Origin of the sequence: Enterococcus sp. DIV1639a, assembly GCF_050530445.1 — a bacterium.
Taxonomy (GTDB): domain Bacteria; phylum Bacillota; class Bacilli; order Lactobacillales; family Enterococcaceae; genus Enterococcus_B; species Enterococcus_B hirae.
In genome coordinates this window covers 645,285-663,512 of sequence record NZ_CP172886.1, presented here as the reverse complement: position 1 = coordinate 663,512, position 18,228 = coordinate 645,285, and the positions used below count along the sequence as shown (strand labels likewise).

Sequence of the window (18,228 nt, the reverse complement as noted above, 5' to 3'; positions counted from 1 at the left end):
ACTATATTTAATTTATTTATTTTCAAAAAACGTGAAATCTAATCCTTCTTCTTGTTCTTCTTTCGTCGTCGTGATGATCGTTAGACACATGATGCTCTTTAAGATACCTGCTGTGATCGCATAAGCGTATAAGGCAACTAGACAAACACCGATGATTTGAACACCTAATAGGAACCAGCTGTGTGAATCAGAGAGCAAATGAGCATTTGTAGCAAAAAGCCCAATTAAGATGGTTCCAGTAAAACCACCCATGCCATGTACACCCCATACATCAAGTGCATCATCCCAATTTTTCTTCTTACGAAATGCAACAGCATACTGACAAACAATTCCGGCAATGATTCCGATGATGATGGCACTTCTTGGATTGATATAGCCTGCACACGGTGTAACTGTTGCAAGTCCAGCGACAGAACCAGTTAAAATGTCGACAAAATCAAAACCATTCCCTCTGATTTTCGCTAAGATCAACCACGTCATCATCGCAAATGCCAACGCAACAAAAGTTGAACCAAAAGCATTGACCGCTTGGTAATCTGCTCGGAGTGCCCCTCCAGCATTAAATCCAAACCAGCCAAACCAAAGAAGACCTGTTCCAATAGCTGCTGCCATCAAACTACTATGTCCGGATCGTTTAGAAGTAGGAATCTTTCTTTGTCCAAGTGTCAAAATACATGCCAGCGAGCCGAAACCTGCAGTTGTATGGATGACAGCACCACCAGCAAAATCTCGGAAGCCTAATTGTGCTAAAAATCCGCCTCCCCATATCCAGTGACAAACAGGGAAATAAATCAGAAGATTCCAAAAAATCAAAAGCAAAACATAACCTTTAAGATTCAATCTTCCAGCAAAGCCCCCGTCATCAATGGAACGGTGATTACGATAAACATCAATTGATATAAAAAGAACATCAAAAAAGGAATCGTTGCTCCATGTAATAAATTAGGTGCGTTAGAGACATGCTTCATTAAAAAAAAGTCAGCTGGATTACCAATTAGTCCACCGATATCTCTACCAAAAGCTAATCCAAAACCACCAAATATCCACATCAAAGTTGTTATTCCTACTGAAAGAAACGACTGTGCCATAATAGTTGTGATGTTATTTTTCCGTGCCAACCCGCCATAAAAAAATGCCAAGCCAGGAGTCATCAAGCAAACCATTGCGGTACATAAAATCATAAATGCTGTATCACCTGTATTGATAGGTAAATGATTCATTCGTTTTCACCTCTTTTCTATAGCTTGAGTATAAAAAATTTTAACATCTGTTTTTTGTTTATCTTTTTATGTTTTGTATAGTCAAATCCGAAATAAACTAAAATATTGGTCTAATTACTTCTTAAAAATCTTACCTTATTTAATATGTATCCGTTTTTTCAATCACTTTATCCAGCTGTCTGATGGACTTTCAGAGAAAATCGGCACAATAATAATGCTGTTTTTTGTTTTTTTATTTTGTTATCGTTCAACTTTTTGAACAAAAATAGACTTTCTCTTTATTTTTTTCATTAAACTGAATCATTAGTAAACAAAACAAAAAAGAGTCTGGACATCAATCCGACTCTTTCTATGTAATAGATATATAAATGGTGTTCGATTCGCACAAAATTGCTTCACACGTTTAAATTCTATTCAATTGCTTTAGTGTTAAGCCAAAGATTGGTCCAATCGCTAGTACACATAGAAGTGTTCCGATACCAATAGGGGCACCTAATAATACGCCTACAACGACCATTAGTGCATCTAAACCGATCCGAATAAAAGTTAAACTGAATCCCGTAAATTTATAAAGCAATTGAGTCAGTGCTTCTAGTGCGGCAGATCCTTTATTTGAAGAAACATATAATCCCGCTCCAACCCCAAATAAAATAGGAGCTAAAAGAACTGCCATGATCGAATAGCCAGTCATATTAACTGAAAGTTTATTTAGCCATGGTTCAATCTGTCCAATCAGTAATCCCAATCCAAAACCATTGATTAAACTACCGATCCCTAATTCTTTTCGATTGAAGATAGCAACGATTCCTAACACTACTGCATTAAACAACAAACTAGCTACCCAAAAGGGAATATCGATCAACGTCAACATTCCTAATAAAAAAACACTGATCGTATCTGCGCCTTTATGTGCAGTGATCAATAATGTGATCGCTAATGCAATCATACTTGTCCCTAAAATCACTTGTATTATTTTTTTTCGTTCTAATCTATTCATTTTTCCTCCATCAAACCAAAAGATCCGCTTGTTGAACGATCAGATATTAAACAAATGACGATACATTTATCATATCTGATACGCCAACTAAACCTATGGAGCCTATTTTACTATTAAATAGGAAGAAATAACTATCAACTATTACGGCTACCACTGAAATAATTAACGTAAAAGGAAGCGATTTATCTGGTATAATGAGAAAAGGTTTACATCGTTAAAAGAACGAATGTTTTTCTAAAAATTTCCGCTGCTTTTTCACCCATACATTCTTAATCTTCTTTATGATACTCATATTTTTCAAAGTCTACTTTATCTAGCCATAAGAACCTTTGAGCCCAATTATTGACATCAAAAAAGTTTAAAATGTTCGGATCAACTGGCTGAAAAGGTGAATGCAGGAATTCCGGCAATTCATCCAAATTTCGTTCCTGCAGTAAAAAGATATTTTGAGGATTATAAAAATAGTAGCTTTTAATTGCTTCATTGTCAGTCACTAACTTTTTCTCAAAAAAACTAGATTCAAAAGTTCGTAAAGTGACTCCTTTTTGTCCTGCTCTCATGAGTTCTAAAATTCCTTGTGATTGTGCGGTCAATGCTAAATAATCTGCGTAAGAAAGATAATTCGCCTGCTCATTTCCTCGTGAAGGTAAAATATAATAATTGGTTGTAAGTCCACGCTGTTCAAATTCCTTGCGATAGCTCTCTGCTAGCTCCTTACGACCATTATCAGTGGCACAAAAAAACAAATCAGAAGTGACTTCCACCTGAGGAATCTTCATCTTTTTAGAATAAAATGAACTATTGTGGCGTAATCCAAGTTTTTGTGCCTCTATCCGGTCAAAATGGTATATTTCATCGACGGCCGATTCGTTTTGTGCTTGTTGAAGCATTCGAAAGTGTTCCTCTTCTTTCAGATGATTCCAAAAGTATAAAACGATTTTAGCTGTTGTATAAGGGCGGATCTTCGCAGCTATTTCCGTTTCGAATCCATAATCTAAAAAAACGATCAATTCATATTCTTTCAATTTGGGATGGAAAAAATTAAAATACACTGGATCTAATAAATCTTTTCCCGAAATGACATCTAAAGAATCAATCGAGGGTAAAAAATACAACGCTTTATCTTTTGCAACCAATAAGATAGGCAATTTTGACATTCTGGTTTCCTCACTTTCCTATGACCATTATGGTTCATTTGATTAATTCAATAGTAACATGAAAATTAGTGATTTTTTGCTATCATAATTTCTTCCCTTAGGAAAAGACAAACAAAACGCTCTCTTATTAGGGTTTGCTCCTACTATCAAGTTTTACGCTTACATAGGAAATTTATGACAAACATATGATGTTTTCATTAAAGTAGAAATTTTTATTTACAGAATTGTTGAAATTGTCAGATAATTTGCTATGATATAAAAAGTTATTTTTCTACTTAATATAGTTATCAATCATTTGACTGCGATTGTTTCGTCGTCAATAGTTTAGTCTTAGAAAAGGGGTTGCTTATGGAGAAAACTGAAACAAACAAACTAAAAAAACAACTAAGTTCCAGACACATCACGATGCTAGCACTGGGGGGTGCTATTGGTGCGGGACTATTTAAAGGAAGTGGCGAAGCTATTGGGATTGCCGGTCCTGGTGTCTTGATTGCTTTTTTGATTGGTGGGGCTGTTTTATTCATCGTAATGAATGGTCTTGGTAAATTAGTTTTAGATGACGGGGATACCCAGCATGGATTATCGGGGCTTGTTCGACCTTTTTTAGGTGCCCATTCTGCTGACTTTATCGACTGGGTTTACTATTCATTATGGACGATCAATATTATTGCCGAAGCTGTAGCGGCTGCATCCTTCTTACAATTATGGTTTCCAACGATTCCACCTTGGACCTTTGTCTTAATTCTAGCCGTGTTGACAACGTTGATTAATTTATATTCTGTGCGGTTATTTGCTGAAACTGAGTATTGGTTGGCATTTGCTAAAATCAGCGTAATCATATTGTTGATTATCTTCGGGATATACCTGGTAGGTCATCAAATGTTTGACATTGGGGTCTTTCCTACACTAAACAGTATTACGGATCATGGTGGCTTTGCCCCTCATGGTATGAAAGGAATCGTCAACTCGTTACTCGTAGTTATTTATTCTTATGGTGGTTCAGAATTGATTGCGATCACAGTAAGTGAAGCCGACAATCCCAAAAAAGCGATTCCTAAGGCAATTCGTGGAGTAATGGGACGAATCATTTCATTTTATATCATTCCATTGTTCTTGTTGTTAATCATTTTCCCTTGGGATACCTTGGCAAACTCATCTGCTAGCCCATTTGTGATGGTATTTGAAAAAATGCATATTCCATTTGCCGCTGATCTTGTAAACTTTGTGATCATCTTAGCGCTCTTTTCTTCCATCAACTCAGGTGTATATGCTTCTTCACGTTTGCTGTATTTCCGTTTAAAAGACAAAAAAGGTGCAGCAAAAAAACTATCTGTTTTAAATAAACACCATGTTCCACAACGTTCCGTATTATTTTGCGCAAGTGTTTTATATTTAGGCGTTGTTCTTTCTTACTTTGTTGGTGACAAACTATTTGGCTATTTGGCTGGTTCTCTTTCCTACACTGTCTTAGTCATCTGGCTTATGATCAGTATTGCAGCCTTTATCCTTGCATTAAAGAAAGGTTCTCTTTTTGAAAAAGGGGTAAACTTATTAGCAATCGTAGTTTTAGGATTGATCTTTGTGGGAATCTTCTTCACTAATTCAATTGGTGTGACATTATTGACTGCCCTTCTTTACTTGGTGATTTTCTTTAGCTACCGCAAGAAAAATGATATCTTTGCTTAAAAGCCCTATAAATAGCTTGAGTTCCTTAAGCCAAAAACAAGCAACTAAGTTGTACCAAACAATTTAGTTGCTTGTTTTTTTGTAAGCTGAGAAGATAAAAGTTGGGGAAAAAATAAAAGGAGTGTTTTTAAATGAAAAAGTATTGGAAATTTTTATTAATGATTGGGGTATCGACCGTCATCATGTTTGGTATGATGTATTTGAATGTCTACTCGATCGATCATCTTTTCTTTAGTCGTACACGGGTGTTCATGGCATTGATGATGGGCGCTGTAATGGCGATCATCATGCTCTTATTTATGTGGAAAATGTATGAGAATAAAACATTGAACAAAATCATTTTAGGGGTAAGTGTCTTAGTATTTGCCGGTTCTTTGTTTATGGTCCGTAGTCAAACAACAGTCAGTGATGTCGCTTGGATGAAAGCCATGATCCCTCATCATTCGATTGCTATTTTAACCAGTAAACGTGCCAATTTGAAAGATCCTGAAGTCAAGAAATTAGCAAACGACATCATCGAAGCGCAAGAAAAAGAAATCGAACAAATGAAGAAGTTGATTGAAGAACAAAAATAAGTATATCGTAAAAAAACGCCCGAAACATTGCTGTTTTGAGCGTTTTTTTGATTCAAATATTCCGAGAGTTTATTCGTTTGTATCGATACCAAGCGTTCCATTCGGCTTTTCGTCTATTTTTGCGATCCCTAATCCAGTAAAGGCGCTAACCATTGAAAAAACTGGTGAGAGTAAACTGAAAAAGACAAATGGTAAGTATGTGAGGGTTGGAATCCCAAAGGTACTAGCTACAAAGCTGCCCGCAATTCCCCAAGGTACAAGGTAATTGATCACTGTGCCACCATCTTCTAACGTTCTACCTAAAACAGTTGGGTCAAACCCAGCTTTCTGGTAAGTCTCTTTGAACGCATTCCCAGGTAAGATAACTGATAAAAATTGTTCTCCAATAAAGAGATTGACACCAATACTTGTCATCAATGTGGTGAAAATCAATTTTGGTGTATTGGTCATTTTCTTAGAAACGACATCCATAACAGTTGAAATCAAACCGAATTCAATGAGTAATCCACCAAGTGATAATGTTAAAATGATCAAAGAAACAGTTGGCATCATACTTTCGATCCCACCACGACTAAGTAATGAATCAATTTGTTGATTGCCAGTAGTTGCAACGAATCCAGATTCAATCACTGTCGCTAAACCACTAAGAGAAGTTTGCGGATTCTGAATAAAGATCATCCCCACCGCCACAGCTATATTTAATAGAATAGTCAAGATAGCTGGTACTTTTTTCCAAGCACATAATAACATCAAGAACAAGGGAATCAACGACCAAAAAGAAATTGTAAAGTTTGCTTCTAGGATATCAGTGACTTCTCGGATAGCCGTTAGACTAGTTTCTCTATTTGTGTGTCCAAGAACCATGAACAAAAAGAAGGAAACGACAAAAGCTGGAACCGTAGACCACATCATATGTTTGATGTGCTTGAATAGATCGGCATCAACGATTGCTGCGGCTAGATTGGTTGACTCTGACAAAGGAGACATTTTATCTCCAAAAACAGCACCTGAAACAATTGATCCCACGACTAACGCTGGATTAATTCCTAATGTCGTACCAATACCGAAAAATGCGATCCCAATCGTTGACATGACAGTAAAAGCACTCCCTACTGCACTACCGACGATAGCACAAACAACAAATACAGAAGGAACAAACCACTTGACACTTATCAATTTAAAACCAATAACCATAAGTGTCGGGATAATTCCTGCTTGGATCCACACCGCAATCAGTGCGCCGACTAATATAAAGATAAAAATCGGAATGATTCCCGGTTTGATTCCATTGATAATTCCTTCATGTAACCACTCTGTTGGGTATCTTTTCACTACAGCGTAAAGCATGATCATTCCAATTGCTGCTAAGATCGTAATGTTTGGTGATAATTTTAATCCGACAACCCCAATTGCTATACTTGCCACAATCACCAATAAGACAAATACAGCTTCTTTAAAACTCGGTTTTCCTTTTTTCTTCATAATCATTCTCCTTTTTTAGTTAATCGAAGTACTAAAAAAGAATAGATATCGAATGACTCCGCCACAATTCATGGGCATTTCCCCCTCTAATCAAACAAAAAGAACTATTTTCAACTAAGGACGAATGACTCCGCGGTACCACCTTAATTAAAAACAGTTCTGTTTTTCACTTTGATTTAACTATTTAGTTTTTATTCCTTTTCATGTAATTCGACATTTCGGCTTGATCGGTTCGCAGCTACCACCGACTTTCTGAACAAAACACCTGAAACGCTACTATGTGAAAAGTTGACTTTCATGAAGTTTACCTTCTGCGAGATTTTTTGTCAATACAAAATGACTATTTTTTTCAAATCATAAATCATTATTTATTTAAAAAGTCGAACCAGTTAACTGACTTTTTTCTAAAAGTTGTTGGTGTTCTTCCTGAATCTTTGTCAATAAAGCTGGTTGTTCGAATAAATCTAAAGCGGTAGACGCTAATAGTTCTGCTGCAATGGCGATCGATGCCAACCCTTTTTCACTTTTTGCGGCTGCTTTAAACTCTTCCGAATGTCCAGCGATATACTCATCTGAAATCGAAATAGTTGGTTGAATCGTCGGAATCACTTGACTGACATTCCCTACATCAGAGGACCCTAAGCTGGTCTTTTCTGTTACATCGATTTCCGTTTCTGGAACTCCAGCTGCTTTTGCATGTGTAAAAAACAACTCATCGAAAGAAGGTGTCGGAATCATATGATCTACCGCATTTTGAAACAAACCAAATTCATAGCTTGTGCCCGTACTCAACGCAGCCCCTTTCACGATTTGTTCCACTTTTTTAAAGACTATATCTAATGTTTGGCGATTGCCAGCACGTAAATAAAAACGTCCTGCAGCATATTCAGGGATGACGTTAGCAGCAACTCCGCCGTTAGTGATGATCCCATGGATATTGACATCTTTAGGTAATTGTAAGCGTAGTGCGTTGATACCATTAAAAACTTGAATCAGTGCTTCTAATGCGTTTACTCCCTTTTCGGGTGCTGCAGCAGCGTGAGAAGCAACTCCATAAAATTTGATATCAACTGGATCATTAGCTAGCGATTCGGTTGTTTTTCCGTAACGGTAAGCTGGATGAGCACATAAAGCAGCCGCCACATCGTCAAATAATCCCTCACGAACAAAGCTCCCTTTCGCTGAACCATTCTCTCCTCCTTCTTCCCCTGGTGTTCCATACACTCGGATCTCACCACCAATTTCGTCAATTTGTTTCTTAATGATACTCGCGGCTAATACGGAATACGTTCCAAAAAGATTATGTCCACACGCATGTCCAATTCCAGGAAGTGCATCAAATTCAGTTAAAAATGCAATCGTCGGACCTGGCTTATCTGAGCGATAGCTAGCAGCAAATCCTGTACGGTGTCCAGCGACCTCCTTTTCAACTGTAAAGCCTTCTTTTTCTAACTGGCGAATCAATGCAGCAGATGAATAAAATTCGTAATTGCTCACTTCTGGATGTTGATGGATATCCAAGGCAAGTGCTTGATATTCTGGTAATCGTTCTTGGATCGCTTCTTTCAATAAACTGGATCGATTCGTTGAAATAGTTGATGTAGTCATAAAAAAATTCCTCCTTGTATGCTGGCTTCAGATAAAAATTTCTAGTTCATTTGAGCTGTACTTTCTGATGATGCTCATTTACGACCAAAGGTTTTCCATGCTGGAACACTCGAACCTTTTGACGTTTCTTCAATGACTTTAGCAGTTGCTTCAGTTTGATAAGTATCAACGATTTTTTGATACGTACGGTTTGTTTCATCTTCTTTTCGGGCAACAATGATGTTGACATAAGGGCGGGCACGATCATCCACTGGTTCTAAGAAAATTGCATCTTTCGTTGGTGTGAACCCTGCATCGACTGCTACCCCACTATTGATGACCGAAAGACTCACATCGTTTAGCGCACGTGCTGTTTGCGAAGCATCCAATTCTGTGAGCTTAAGTTTTTTATCGTTTTCTGTCACATCAGAAATCGTCGGAGTCTGTCCCTTCGATGGATCAACTTTGATCAGCCCCGCTGATTGAAGAAGAAGTAAAGCGCGTCCCCCATTGGTTACATCATTAGGGATGGCTACTTTTGCACCTTCTTTTACTTCCTCAATCTTTTTGATCGTATTGGAATAGATTCCTAATGGGGCATTTACGGTGTTTCCGATTGAAACTAGATTTGTGCCATGTTCTTCATTATAGTTATCTAAAAAGAACTGGTGTTGAAAGGCATTCAAATCAATTGAGCCATCAGCTAAGGCTGCATTTGGTTGATTATAATCGGTAAACTTTACATATTCTAATTCAATATTCTCCTTTTTTAGACGTGCTTTTACATCGTCCCAAACATCTGTATCTTCACCAATCACCCCTAATTTGACAGTTGTTTCTTTTGTTTTTGTATCTGCCTTTCCTTGACTACAGCCTGCCAACCAAAATAATGCGACGAATGTCACTACAGCAAATCGAATCACTTTTTTCATTTTTTCTCCTCCATTAATGTGATATTTTTTTAATTAAAAAATTACTGATAAATTGACTTAAAAACACCAATGCCAAAATCAATAATGTCGCAACAACCGTTACGTCTGTTTGAAATCGATTATAGCCCCGAGAAATAGCTAAATTTCCTAAACCACCAGCTCCTACAGCACCTGCCATTGCGGTTAAGCCAATAACATTGATGATCGTTAAAGCTGAGACACGAATGATACTAGGTAGTCCTTCCAGTAAATAAACACGAAAAATGATACCCAATGGACTCGTTCCCATTGCTTGTGCAGCTTCGATAACACCGGGATCAACTTCAAGCAAGGCATTTTCGATTTGTCGAGCAAAAAAAGGAACGATGCCGACAATCAAAGGAACTAGTGCTGCCGTTGCTCCAATTGTTGTTCCGACAATAAAACGAGTCGTCAATGCAAGTAAAGAGAGTAAAATGATAAATGGAATGGATCGTACGATATTGATCACCTTATCAAAAAGTTCAAAACATAAGCGGTTTTCAATTAATCCTTTAGGGCGGGTAACGACTAAAACGACCCCTAAAATAATGCCCAAGATTCCCCCAATCAAAGCAGACCAGAAAGTCATATATAGTGTTTGCTTTGTCGCTTCAATGAATTCATCTGGGATCAAATAAACATTTGGCAGATAGCTTTTGAGCCATTCGTTCATCTTAAACGCCTCCTTCAACGAGTTTGATTCTTTCTTGTGTTTCATGTTTTTGTAAGAGATTGACTTTGATACCTAATTGGATCAAATAATCTAGAGCTTTTTGTTTTTGAATGCTATCTCCCGCTAAAGTTACCACCAAGCTACCTATCGGTGTTTCTTGCAGCCATTCGATATTGCCATAAAGAATGTTTGCTGTTACTTGGTATTTGCTATACAACTGGGCAATCAACGGTTCATTCGTTTGGCTCCCCACATAACTCAGTTCAACTAGCCATTTATCCGTAAGCTCTTCTGCAAAGCCTTGCTGTCCAGTAATCTTTTCCAATGCTTGATCTAAGTGAGTCGCTGTACGTATAAAATCTTTCGTTAGTTCTTCTTTTGGATGACTAAAAATTTGAACACTACTTCCACTTTCGATAATTCGTCCAGCTTCCATCACCGCCACTTTATTACAAATTTCTTTCACTACTTGCATTTCGTGGGTGATCAAGACGATCGTTAATCCTAATTGGCGATTTAATTTTTTGAGCAGCGCTAGAATTTGATGAGTCGTTTTTGGATCAAGGGCACTCGTCGCTTCATCACAAAGCAATATTTTGGGATCATTTGCTAAAGCTCTCGCAATCGCTACTCGTTGTTTCTGTCCACCAGATAATTGGTTGGGATAGGCAGAAGCTTTTTCCTTTAACCCTACTAAATCCAGTAAGTCACTTACTTTCTGACGACGTTCCTGTTTTGATTTCCCAGTATACTTTAAGGAGAAATCAACGTTGTCAAAAATTGTGCGACTTTCCATTAAGTTGAAATGTTGAAAAATCATACCAATCGTTTTCCGTTCTTTTCTTAATTCTTTTGGTGTGAGATCACCTAAATTCGTCTGTTGGATGATTACTTCCCCCTTCGTTGGTTTCTGTAAGAAATTCATCACACGAACTAATGTGCTTTTCCCTGCCCCAGAGTAGCCCACAATGCCATAGACATCTCCTTGAGCAACTGATAAATTCACTTCATTGACAGCTGGGATGTCTTTACCTTTTTGCTCAAAATGGACACTGATATTTTTTAACTCAATCATTCGTTCTCCTCCTTGTTGTATAATAAAAAAGGCATCCTCAAGAAAATGAACTCAATCATTTCCTTGAGGACGCCTTTTTGCGTGTTACCACCTCATATTCAAGCCACATTCACATGTCGCTCCTCTTCAAGTACAAACATACTCTAGCGAGATACCGGTCGCAGCCGTTACCGCCTCACAAAATGCTTGGGGTAAAATGCTCAGTAGCCATTTTCCAATCGTTCCTCTTTGCTTCTTCTCAGCTCCCGAAGCTCTCTGTTAAAAGATTTCCAACTGTACTTACTACATCATTGCAAAAAAATATATAAAAAAAATCCTCTTACCAACAAAAAATGTTAGTAAAAGGACGACGAATCGTGGTACCACCTTTATTCGGAAGTTTCCTTCCCTCTAGCCAACGTCTCATTCCTGAGAGATTGGGGTTCAGTTTAACGGTTGAACGACGACCGAATTTATCTACTTATCGACAAATTATTCTCCAAGGCCATTTTCAACTTTGCGGATTTGACTCTTTTCACCAAACAGAGCCTCTCTAAGAAATCGTTCAAGTTTACTTTCCTTATCAACGAATATACTTATTTAGTTGTTGCGAATAATTTACCGTACTCATAATTAAAAGTCAAGGAAGAAGTTTACAAAAAAATGATTGAATTATTTTGTTGTTTTTTTATCTAACATTTCAATAACAGTTCGTAAGTCGTTTCCTTCAGCAAGTAAATTTAATTTTTCTTTTTCTTCTGCTGTATAATTTCGTTCAAAACTAGTATCTGGAATTAAAACAACGCCCATCCCAGCTCGGGAAGCAGAAGTAGCTCCAACTAAAGAATCTTCCACTGCAAATGCTTCTGAAGCAACTAATTTTGTTCTTTCTAAAGCGGTTAAGTAAGGAACAGGTGAAGGCTTGTTTTCACTTACTTCATCACCGAATGTCATCGTATCAAAATAATTAGCCAAATCAAATTGGGCTAAGATATCAGTCGCTCTTTTAGTAACTGTCGTTGTTGCTAATCCAAGTCGTAAGTCTCGTTTTTTTAATTCGGCTAAAACTTCTTTCGCATAGGGTTTTAATTGTATCCCACCGTTATGAAGCTGTTGATAAAAATATTCTTCACGCTTGGCACGAACTTCTTGAACTTTTTCAGGGCTTCCAGCTGCTTTCACTAAAATGTCAAAACTTTGCTTCCAGTTTTTACCTCCCCAAGCATCTACTACTTCTTTGGGAATCGCTAAATCATACTGTTGGAATCCCCATAACCAACCATCACGATAGGTTTTCTCCGTGTCAACTAATAGTCCATCTAAATCAAATATTGCGCCTTTCATTTTTCACTATTCCTTTCAGAAAACAATATCCATAGTTTAGCATGTTTCATTGTTATTTGCACAGAACGAATCATATTTTCCTTTCATAATAAAATGAAAGGTATAGAAAAAAAATGAGTCCGAGGCACTTTTGAAGTGCCCCGAACTCATGATTAGAGGTGAGAATGGATGGGTAAACGGTGTTCATTCATCAACTCCTTGCAATAAGCCTGAATTTTTCAAAACATGAGAGGCTGTTTCAAAAAATTCTTTCTTATTGTCTTCGGAGCTACCCGATGACTTCACAACCTCTTTTTCACGGTGTTCATTCATCAACCATTACAATAGTTCGCCGAATTTTTTAATATAGAATTTTTTGACCATTGTCACTAATGTCAAGTAAGCTAAAATCGTTACGACTAACCAAGTCCAGTAAGTTCCTGGTAACGGCATCAAACCTAGTTCTGCACCAAAACCTGTAAATGGCAGAATCGAACCTACAACGATTCCTAATGTCGTAATCGTAAACATCGCAAATGTCGCATTGCTTTGAATAAATGGAATCTTTGGTGTCCGTAGTGCGTGTAAGACTAATGTTTGTGACCATAATGATTCAACGAACCAACCTGCATGGAACAACGCAATAAATACGATCTTTTGTTGTGCATCTAATGTATGGAAATCTCCACCTACAACTGCTGGACAAATGATAAAGTACATCAATAAGTAGGTAGTGATATCAAAAATCGAACTCGTAGGTCCAAAATACACCATAAATTTCCCAATGCTTGATGCTTCCCATTTTTTAGGCTCATGTAAATATTCTTTATCCATTTTATCCCATGGAAGTGAGATACAAGACACATCGTAAATCAAATTCAAAAAGAGAATTTGCAGTGGCAACATTGGTAAAAATGGTAAGAATGTGCTGGCAACTAAGACAGAGAACATATTCCCAAAGTTTGAACTTGCAGTTGCCTTGATGTATTTCATGATGTTCCCAAATGTTTCTCGACCAGATAAAAGACCTCTTTCTAAAATCGTTAAATCTTTTTCTAGTAAGATCACATCGGCTGATTCTTTTGCGATATCTACTGCTGTATCAACCGAAATACCGATATCCGCTACTTTCATTGCCGGTGCATCATTGATACCATCACCTAAAAAGCCCACGGTATGGCCATTTTGACGTAAAGCAGTCGTTAAACGAGCCTTTTGTTGAGGATTCAATTTAACAAATACTTCATGATTTTCAGCAACTTGTGCTAATTCGCGATCATCCATTTCTGAAATCTTTTCTCCAGTGATCAATTCATTAATTTCCAGACCCACTTGACGACAAACCGAACGAGTGACTAATTCATTATCACCAGTTAAGACTTTGACTGCGACACCATGATCTTTCAATGCTTTTAGTGCTTGTTTCGTCGTTTCTTTTGGAGGATCAAGGAAAGCAAGGTATCCAATCAATACCATATCTGATTCATCTTTCACTGAAAATTCGCCAACTACGCTTGGGTTTGTTTTTTGGGCCACTCCGATTACACGTAGACCATCTTCATTTAAATCTCTCACTTTTGCAAGAACTGATTCTCTTTTTTCATTGGTTAATGGACTAACGATCCCATCAATATCGATGTAATTAGAGATACTCAACATCTCTTCGATCGCACCTTTGGTAATCATTTGTGTTTTACCTGCGGTGTCCTCTACAACGACACTCATCCGACGACGTTCAAAGTCAAATGGAATTTCATCCACTTTGCGGTAATTGATTTTATCGGTTGCTAATGTTTGTTTGGCTTCATCAATAATTGCTACATCCAACAGATTTTTTAATCCTGTTTGATAGTAACTATTTAAATACGCATGGCGTAAAACACGATCATCTTCTTTACCAGAACAATCCATGTGGTATTCTAAAATGATTTTATCTTGAGTCAATGTCCCAGTTTTATCCGTACATAACACGTCGATCGCACCAAAGTTTTGGATCGCATTCAAATTTTTGATGACCGTTCCTTTTTTCGCCATCACGCTAGCACCTTTAACTAAGTTCGTAGTAACAATCATTGGTAACATTTCAGGTGTAAGACCGACTGCTACAGATAAACCGAATAGAAAAGCTTCCAGCCAATCCCCTTTAGTCAACCCATTGATAACGATAACTGTTGGTGCCATTAAAGCCATGAATTTGATCAATAACATGGATGTTTTATGAATACCAATTTCAAAGCTTGATTTGATCGGCTTTTCAGAGAGCGTTTGAGCCACATGTCCAAATAATGTTTCATTACCAACAGATACAATAATACCTTCAGCACTCCCGCTGATAACGTTACTTCCCATAAAAGCCAAATTTTCATAACTAGTTTCACTCAAAGTCTCATCATCGTAAACAATCGCTTGCTTTTCGACAGGGTAACTTTCACCAGTTAAGGCAGCTTGTGAAATAAATAAATCTTTAGCTGACAACAGACGCATATCTGCAGGAATCATATCACCTGCTGATAATCGAACAAGGTCTCCACAAACGATTTCTTCCATTGGAATCTCAGTATAATCACCGTTACGTTTAACTGCTGCGGTTACTTTTACCAATGATTTTAATTTTTCTGCGGCTTGGTTAGAGCGAACAGATTGAACCAACGTCATCGTTCCACTGACGATGACCATCGTAAAGATGATAATTACTCCAAATAAATCTTTATCCCCAGGAGCGGCTAACACGTATTCTGTGATAAATGAAATCACTCCGAGTGCAATCAATACCAAGGTGAATGGTGTAATATAAGCTTTTAAAGCTTCTACAATAAAGGGTGTTTTCTTCCCATAAGAGATTGAATTTTCACCATATTTTTCTCTTGATTCTTCAATTTGTTCGTCTTTCATTCCTTGATCAGTCGAATGAAAGAAGTTCAATAATTCTTGTTTTGTCTTTCCTGCAAATGCAGCATACATTTTTTGTGTATCTCTCTTTTTTTCCATCTCATTTTTCTCCTTAGACCCAGTAAATATAAGCAATACTTATTTAAGCTGGGTTATTTTTAGTTAGTTGAGTAATGGAGAAAATGCTGTATTTAAAGGGGCTGAAAACAGATAGATAATAGCCTCAGCCAGCAATTTCTCTCGCATTATTTTCTTCGCAGGACTGTCATCCATTTGTTCTCATCTCCTTTAACTTGATAGAATTGTTCTTGTTTCTCTTTCGTTTTAAAAGCATCAACTTCCCAACGAAACCACCTCCATTTTTTGTTTGTTAGGATTGTTTCAACACAAAAAGACCTTTCATCAAAAATTCAGCGAAAGGTCGAAAAAGCACATAAAAAAAAGCTTCTTTGATCTCATCGTTGAGTTTTGACACTGTACAACGTAAAAAGCAATTCCTTGCTTTTAGCTACCTTATGAAAAGCCTTGTCTCGACAATTCCTGTTCTACCCATTGGCGTCTCTCGACGTTTTTGGGCAGTAGCCTGTGTTTGTATAGGAGCCTCACCTAACAAATCCTATTTAGTTTTCCTTCGTAAATATAACAACTTATGCACCGATTGTCAAACTTATTTTTTGCTTTTTCCAAACATTTATGGTAAATAAATTGTTTTTGATTGATAGGGTTAGAAAATTCTTATTGAATTTAATAGCCCGCATGTTGATCAGCTTTTTCACTTTGATTGTGGGTTTACTCAGACACCAGTATAATAAAGGTATAACAAAAAAAGGGGTGTATCAGATGGAACGTACATTGGTCATTATCAAACCGGATGGTGTCAGACGTCATTTAATTGGGCGGATCATCCAACGATTTGAAGAAAAAGGATTAGCAATTACTGAAATGAAGTTTGCAACAATGACAAAAGAACTCGCACAAGAGCATTATCATCACTTAAGTGGTCGGAGCTTTTTCGATGAATTGATTGATTATATGACCTCGGGACCAGTAGTCTATCTTGTTTTAGCTGGAGAGGATGTCATCGATATCGTCCGTAAGATGGTCGGTGCAACTAAAGCTGTAGATGCTGTTCCTGGAACGATTCGTGGAGATTATGCCTTACCTGGAACTGAAAATATCATTCATGCATCTGATTCAAGAGATGCTGCAACCAATGAAATCAATCGTTTTTTCCCATTATTCGATACAAAAAAGCAAAAATCTGAGATCGTTCATCCTGAATGACCAAACAGATTTGCTCTGACTGATAGTTGAGTGAAAGAGCAGAAAAGTACCTGACAGTTCGTTTAGTCAATGATTGTTGCAAGGTCTTTTCTACTCTCTTATTCACTTGTCTTACTTATTCTTGTTCTATCTTGGCAATCTGTTCAAACAGCATCATTTTTTTCTCTTCCTCTTTTATCACTTCCAAGAGCTTCTCTTCAAGACGTTTGCGCTCTTTCTTGCCTAGAGTATATTCGATGACCGTAAAAAAAGTATTCAGCTCTTTTGAAAGTGGCTCACCTAAGGCTTGTGCAATCAGCTTTCTGTAGTATTCTGTCATCAAACTTTCATAAATGATTGTTGATTTTTCTTTGTGTGCCAAACTGCGAGACATATCGAGGTTGATACTACGTGCTTTTTTAAAACGTTTTTTATCGATATAATAAAGCGTGAGATTCATTAAAAATGTAAATAAATAGTCTTCATTCAAAGAATCGGTCATTTGTCGCATTCTTTTTTTGATTTTCAAGTAATGATTGTCTAGAAATGAATCACTGAAAATATAGGGATACTTGGAAAGAATGTCTAACTCAAAATGACCATATTCCCTGATTTTCATAAAGTATTCTTCAATCGTACGACACTCATATCCTAGAAATTCTAATTGCAACTCCATTTTTCCATTCGTCTGCCAAAACATCTGTAGATTTAACATTAAATAGTATAAATCAGCTGTTTTTTTATATTGCTTTCGGTTGTTGGCAATTTCCTTATAAGGATCAAAGTTCTCTTCTTGGATTTTATTTAAAAGATGCCGACTTTTCTTCGTTTTTTTGGGTTCTTCAAGCTGATTACGTAACCATTCATATTCGGCCAAAGAAATATTTAAGCGTTCCAAGAAGGCTTTTAGTGTACAAAAAGAGATCTTCTTTACGGTATGATTTTCGATTCCTACTAGAGATGTTTTAGAACAGATTCCCTTTGCTAACTGTGTTTGTGTCAACTTTCGATTCACTCGAAGTTGCTTGATTAATTCTCCATCATACATAATTGATCGTTACCAAAACCAATAACTGAGTGAGTGCCATGTACGAAACAGTTGATCTTTCATCCTTCTTGTAACACTTCTACAACACGTATCACATGACCGTTTGTATGATAAGAAATGTTTAGCCAAAGTGTTGAAAAATAAATTAGCTGCTTGGATCTGTGCTTCTATATGTACATGTTCGTTCATTGCCAGTTGTTGTTTTGATTAAACGTTTCCCCTCCTTGTTGTTTCTGATTTTTATTCTTCGGTCAACCTATAGCTGACAAGTTTATCCTATTTTCCTTTTCTATTTTTATTTGATTCAACTGAATTCAGCCA

13 protein-coding genes, 1 pseudogene, 1 riboswitch and 2 other annotated features are annotated in these 18,228 nt (G+C 37.1%); of the genes and pseudogenes, 3 read left to right on the top strand and 11 right to left on the bottom strand.

Annotation, left to right across the window (positions count from 1 at the left end; all coding sequences use genetic code 11):
• Positions 1 to 12 precede the first annotated feature (12 nt).
• From IGJ32_RS03000 to IGJ32_RS02990, 3 genes and pseudogenes are all read right to left on the bottom strand, one after another.
• Positions 13 to 1,151 (bottom strand): annotated as a pseudogene (locus IGJ32_RS03000) (ammonium transporter).
• Between the two features lie 472 nt (positions 1,152 to 1,623).
• The gene (locus IGJ32_RS02995) at positions 1,624 to 2,217 is read right to left on the bottom strand and encodes a YczE/YyaS/YitT family protein (RefSeq protein ID WP_053765862.1); all 594 of its coding nucleotides are present in this window, start codon (positions 2,215 to 2,217) and stop codon (positions 1,624 to 1,626) included.
• Between the two features lie 269 nt (positions 2,218 to 2,486).
• Positions 2,487 to 3,374, bottom strand: a complete 888-nt coding sequence (locus IGJ32_RS02990; protein WP_342081592.1) for an oligosaccharide biosynthesis protein Alg14 — start codon at positions 3,372 to 3,374, stop codon at positions 2,487 to 2,489.
• A 348-nt stretch (positions 3,375 to 3,722) separates the two neighbouring features.
• Here IGJ32_RS02990 and IGJ32_RS02985 point away from each other — a divergent pair, with 348 nt between their 5' ends.
• A complete protein-coding gene (locus IGJ32_RS02985; RefSeq protein WP_010719900.1) occupies positions 3,723 to 5,060 on the top strand; it encodes an amino acid permease in 1,338 nt (445 codons plus the stop codon).
• A gap of 131 nt (positions 5,061 to 5,191) precedes the next feature.
• A complete protein-coding gene (locus IGJ32_RS02980) occupies positions 5,192 to 5,635 on the top strand; it encodes a DUF305 domain-containing protein (protein ID WP_034699754.1) in 444 nt (147 codons plus the stop codon).
• A gap of 69 nt (positions 5,636 to 5,704) precedes the next feature.
• On the opposite strand, the gene nhaC is transcribed toward IGJ32_RS02980, so the two are convergent.
• The 7 genes from nhaC to mgtA form a co-directional block, all read right to left on the bottom strand.
• Positions 5,705 to 7,117, bottom strand: a complete 1,413-nt coding sequence (nhaC, locus tag IGJ32_RS02975; RefSeq protein ID WP_081127832.1) for a Na+/H+ antiporter NhaC — start codon at positions 7,115 to 7,117, stop codon at positions 5,705 to 5,707.
• 372 nt (positions 7,118 to 7,489) lie between these two features.
• The gene (locus tag IGJ32_RS02970) at positions 7,490 to 8,725 is read right to left on the bottom strand and encodes a M20 family metallopeptidase (protein WP_342081593.1); all 1,236 of its coding nucleotides are present in this window, start codon (positions 8,723 to 8,725) and stop codon (positions 7,490 to 7,492) included.
• 74 nt (positions 8,726 to 8,799) lie between these two features.
• On the bottom strand, positions 8,800 to 9,636 hold the full coding sequence (locus tag IGJ32_RS02965) for a MetQ/NlpA family ABC transporter substrate-binding protein (protein WP_010738329.1): 837 nt from the start codon (positions 9,634 to 9,636) through the stop codon (positions 8,800 to 8,802).
• Between the two features lie 13 nt (positions 9,637 to 9,649).
• Positions 9,650 to 10,330 (bottom strand): methionine ABC transporter permease, encoded by a 681-nt coding sequence (locus tag IGJ32_RS02960; RefSeq protein WP_010719905.1) that lies wholly within the window; start codon positions 10,328 to 10,330, stop codon positions 9,650 to 9,652.
• 1 nt (position 10,331) lies between these two features.
• On the bottom strand, positions 10,332 to 11,405 hold the full coding sequence (locus tag IGJ32_RS02955) for a methionine ABC transporter ATP-binding protein (protein WP_096709517.1): 1,074 nt from the start codon (positions 11,403 to 11,405) through the stop codon (positions 10,332 to 10,334).
• Between the two features lie 62 nt (positions 11,406 to 11,467).
• Positions 11,468 to 11,705: a binding site (T-box leader), on the bottom strand.
• Positions 11,706 to 11,744: 39 nt separating this feature from the next.
• Positions 11,745 to 11,980, bottom strand: a binding site (T-box leader).
• A 76-nt stretch (positions 11,981 to 12,056) separates the two neighbouring features.
• Positions 12,057 to 12,728 carry an HAD family hydrolase gene (locus IGJ32_RS02950; protein ID WP_063626674.1) on the bottom strand — a complete coding sequence of 224 codons (672 nt, stop codon included), beginning with the start codon at positions 12,726 to 12,728 and terminating at the stop codon, positions 12,057 to 12,059.
• Between the two features lie 318 nt (positions 12,729 to 13,046).
• Positions 13,047 to 15,695, bottom strand: a complete 2,649-nt coding sequence (gene mgtA / locus IGJ32_RS02945; RefSeq protein ID WP_010738332.1) for a magnesium-translocating P-type ATPase — start codon at positions 15,693 to 15,695, stop codon at positions 13,047 to 13,049.
• A 347-nt stretch (positions 15,696 to 16,042) separates the two neighbouring features.
• Positions 16,043 to 16,217, bottom strand: a riboswitch (M-box (ykoK) riboswitch).
• Between the two features lie 219 nt (positions 16,218 to 16,436).
• On the opposite strand from mgtA, the gene ndk reads away from it, so the two are divergent.
• Positions 16,437 to 16,880 (top strand): nucleoside-diphosphate kinase, encoded by a 444-nt coding sequence (gene ndk, locus IGJ32_RS02940; protein WP_010719910.1) that lies wholly within the window; start codon positions 16,437 to 16,439, stop codon positions 16,878 to 16,880.
• Positions 16,881 to 16,995: 115 nt separating this feature from the next.
• Here the strand turns inward: ndk and IGJ32_RS02935 are convergent, their stop codons facing one another.
• Positions 16,996 to 17,907, bottom strand: a complete 912-nt coding sequence (locus IGJ32_RS02935; protein ID WP_010738334.1) for a helix-turn-helix domain-containing protein — start codon at positions 17,905 to 17,907, stop codon at positions 16,996 to 16,998.
• Positions 17,908 to 18,228 lie beyond the last annotated feature (321 nt).

Bases quoted from the DNA above. Each gene is read 5' to 3' on its own strand.
- nhaC (WP_081127832.1), bottom strand. From the start codon at position 7,117: ATGAAGAAAAAAGGAAAACCGAGTTTTAAAGAAGCTGTATTTGTCTTA.
- mgtA (WP_010738332.1), bottom strand. From the start codon at position 15,695: ATGGAAAAAAAGAGAGATACACAAAAAATGTATGCTGCATTTGCAGGA.
- IGJ32_RS02970 (WP_342081593.1), bottom strand. From the start codon at position 8,725: ATGACTACATCAACTATTTCAACGAATCGATCCAGTTTATTGAAAGAA.
- IGJ32_RS02990 (WP_342081592.1), bottom strand. From the start codon at position 3,374: ATGTCAAAATTGCCTATCTTATTGGTTGCAAAAGATAAAGCGTTGTAT.
- IGJ32_RS02965 (WP_010738329.1), bottom strand. From the start codon at position 9,636: ATGAAAAAAGTGATTCGATTTGCTGTAGTGACATTCGTCGCATTATTT.
- IGJ32_RS02980 (WP_034699754.1), top strand. From the start codon at position 5,192: ATGAAAAAGTATTGGAAATTTTTATTAATGATTGGGGTATCGACCGTC.
- IGJ32_RS02935 (WP_010738334.1), bottom strand. From the start codon at position 17,907: ATGTATGATGGAGAATTAATCAAGCAACTTCGAGTGAATCGAAAGTTG.
- IGJ32_RS02960 (WP_010719905.1), bottom strand. From the start codon at position 10,330: ATGAACGAATGGCTCAAAAGCTATCTGCCAAATGTTTATTTGATCCCA.
- IGJ32_RS02955 (WP_096709517.1), bottom strand. From the start codon at position 11,405: ATGATTGAGTTAAAAAATATCAGTGTCCATTTTGAGCAAAAAGGTAAA.
- IGJ32_RS02985 (WP_010719900.1), top strand. From the start codon at position 3,723: ATGGAGAAAACTGAAACAAACAAACTAAAAAAACAACTAAGTTCCAGA.
- ndk (WP_010719910.1), top strand. From the start codon at position 16,437: ATGGAACGTACATTGGTCATTATCAAACCGGATGGTGTCAGACGTCAT.
- IGJ32_RS02995 (WP_053765862.1), bottom strand. From the start codon at position 2,217: ATGAATAGATTAGAACGAAAAAAAATAATACAAGTGATTTTAGGGACA.
- IGJ32_RS02950 (WP_063626674.1), bottom strand. From the start codon at position 12,728: ATGAAAGGCGCAATATTTGATTTAGATGGACTATTAGTTGACACGGAG.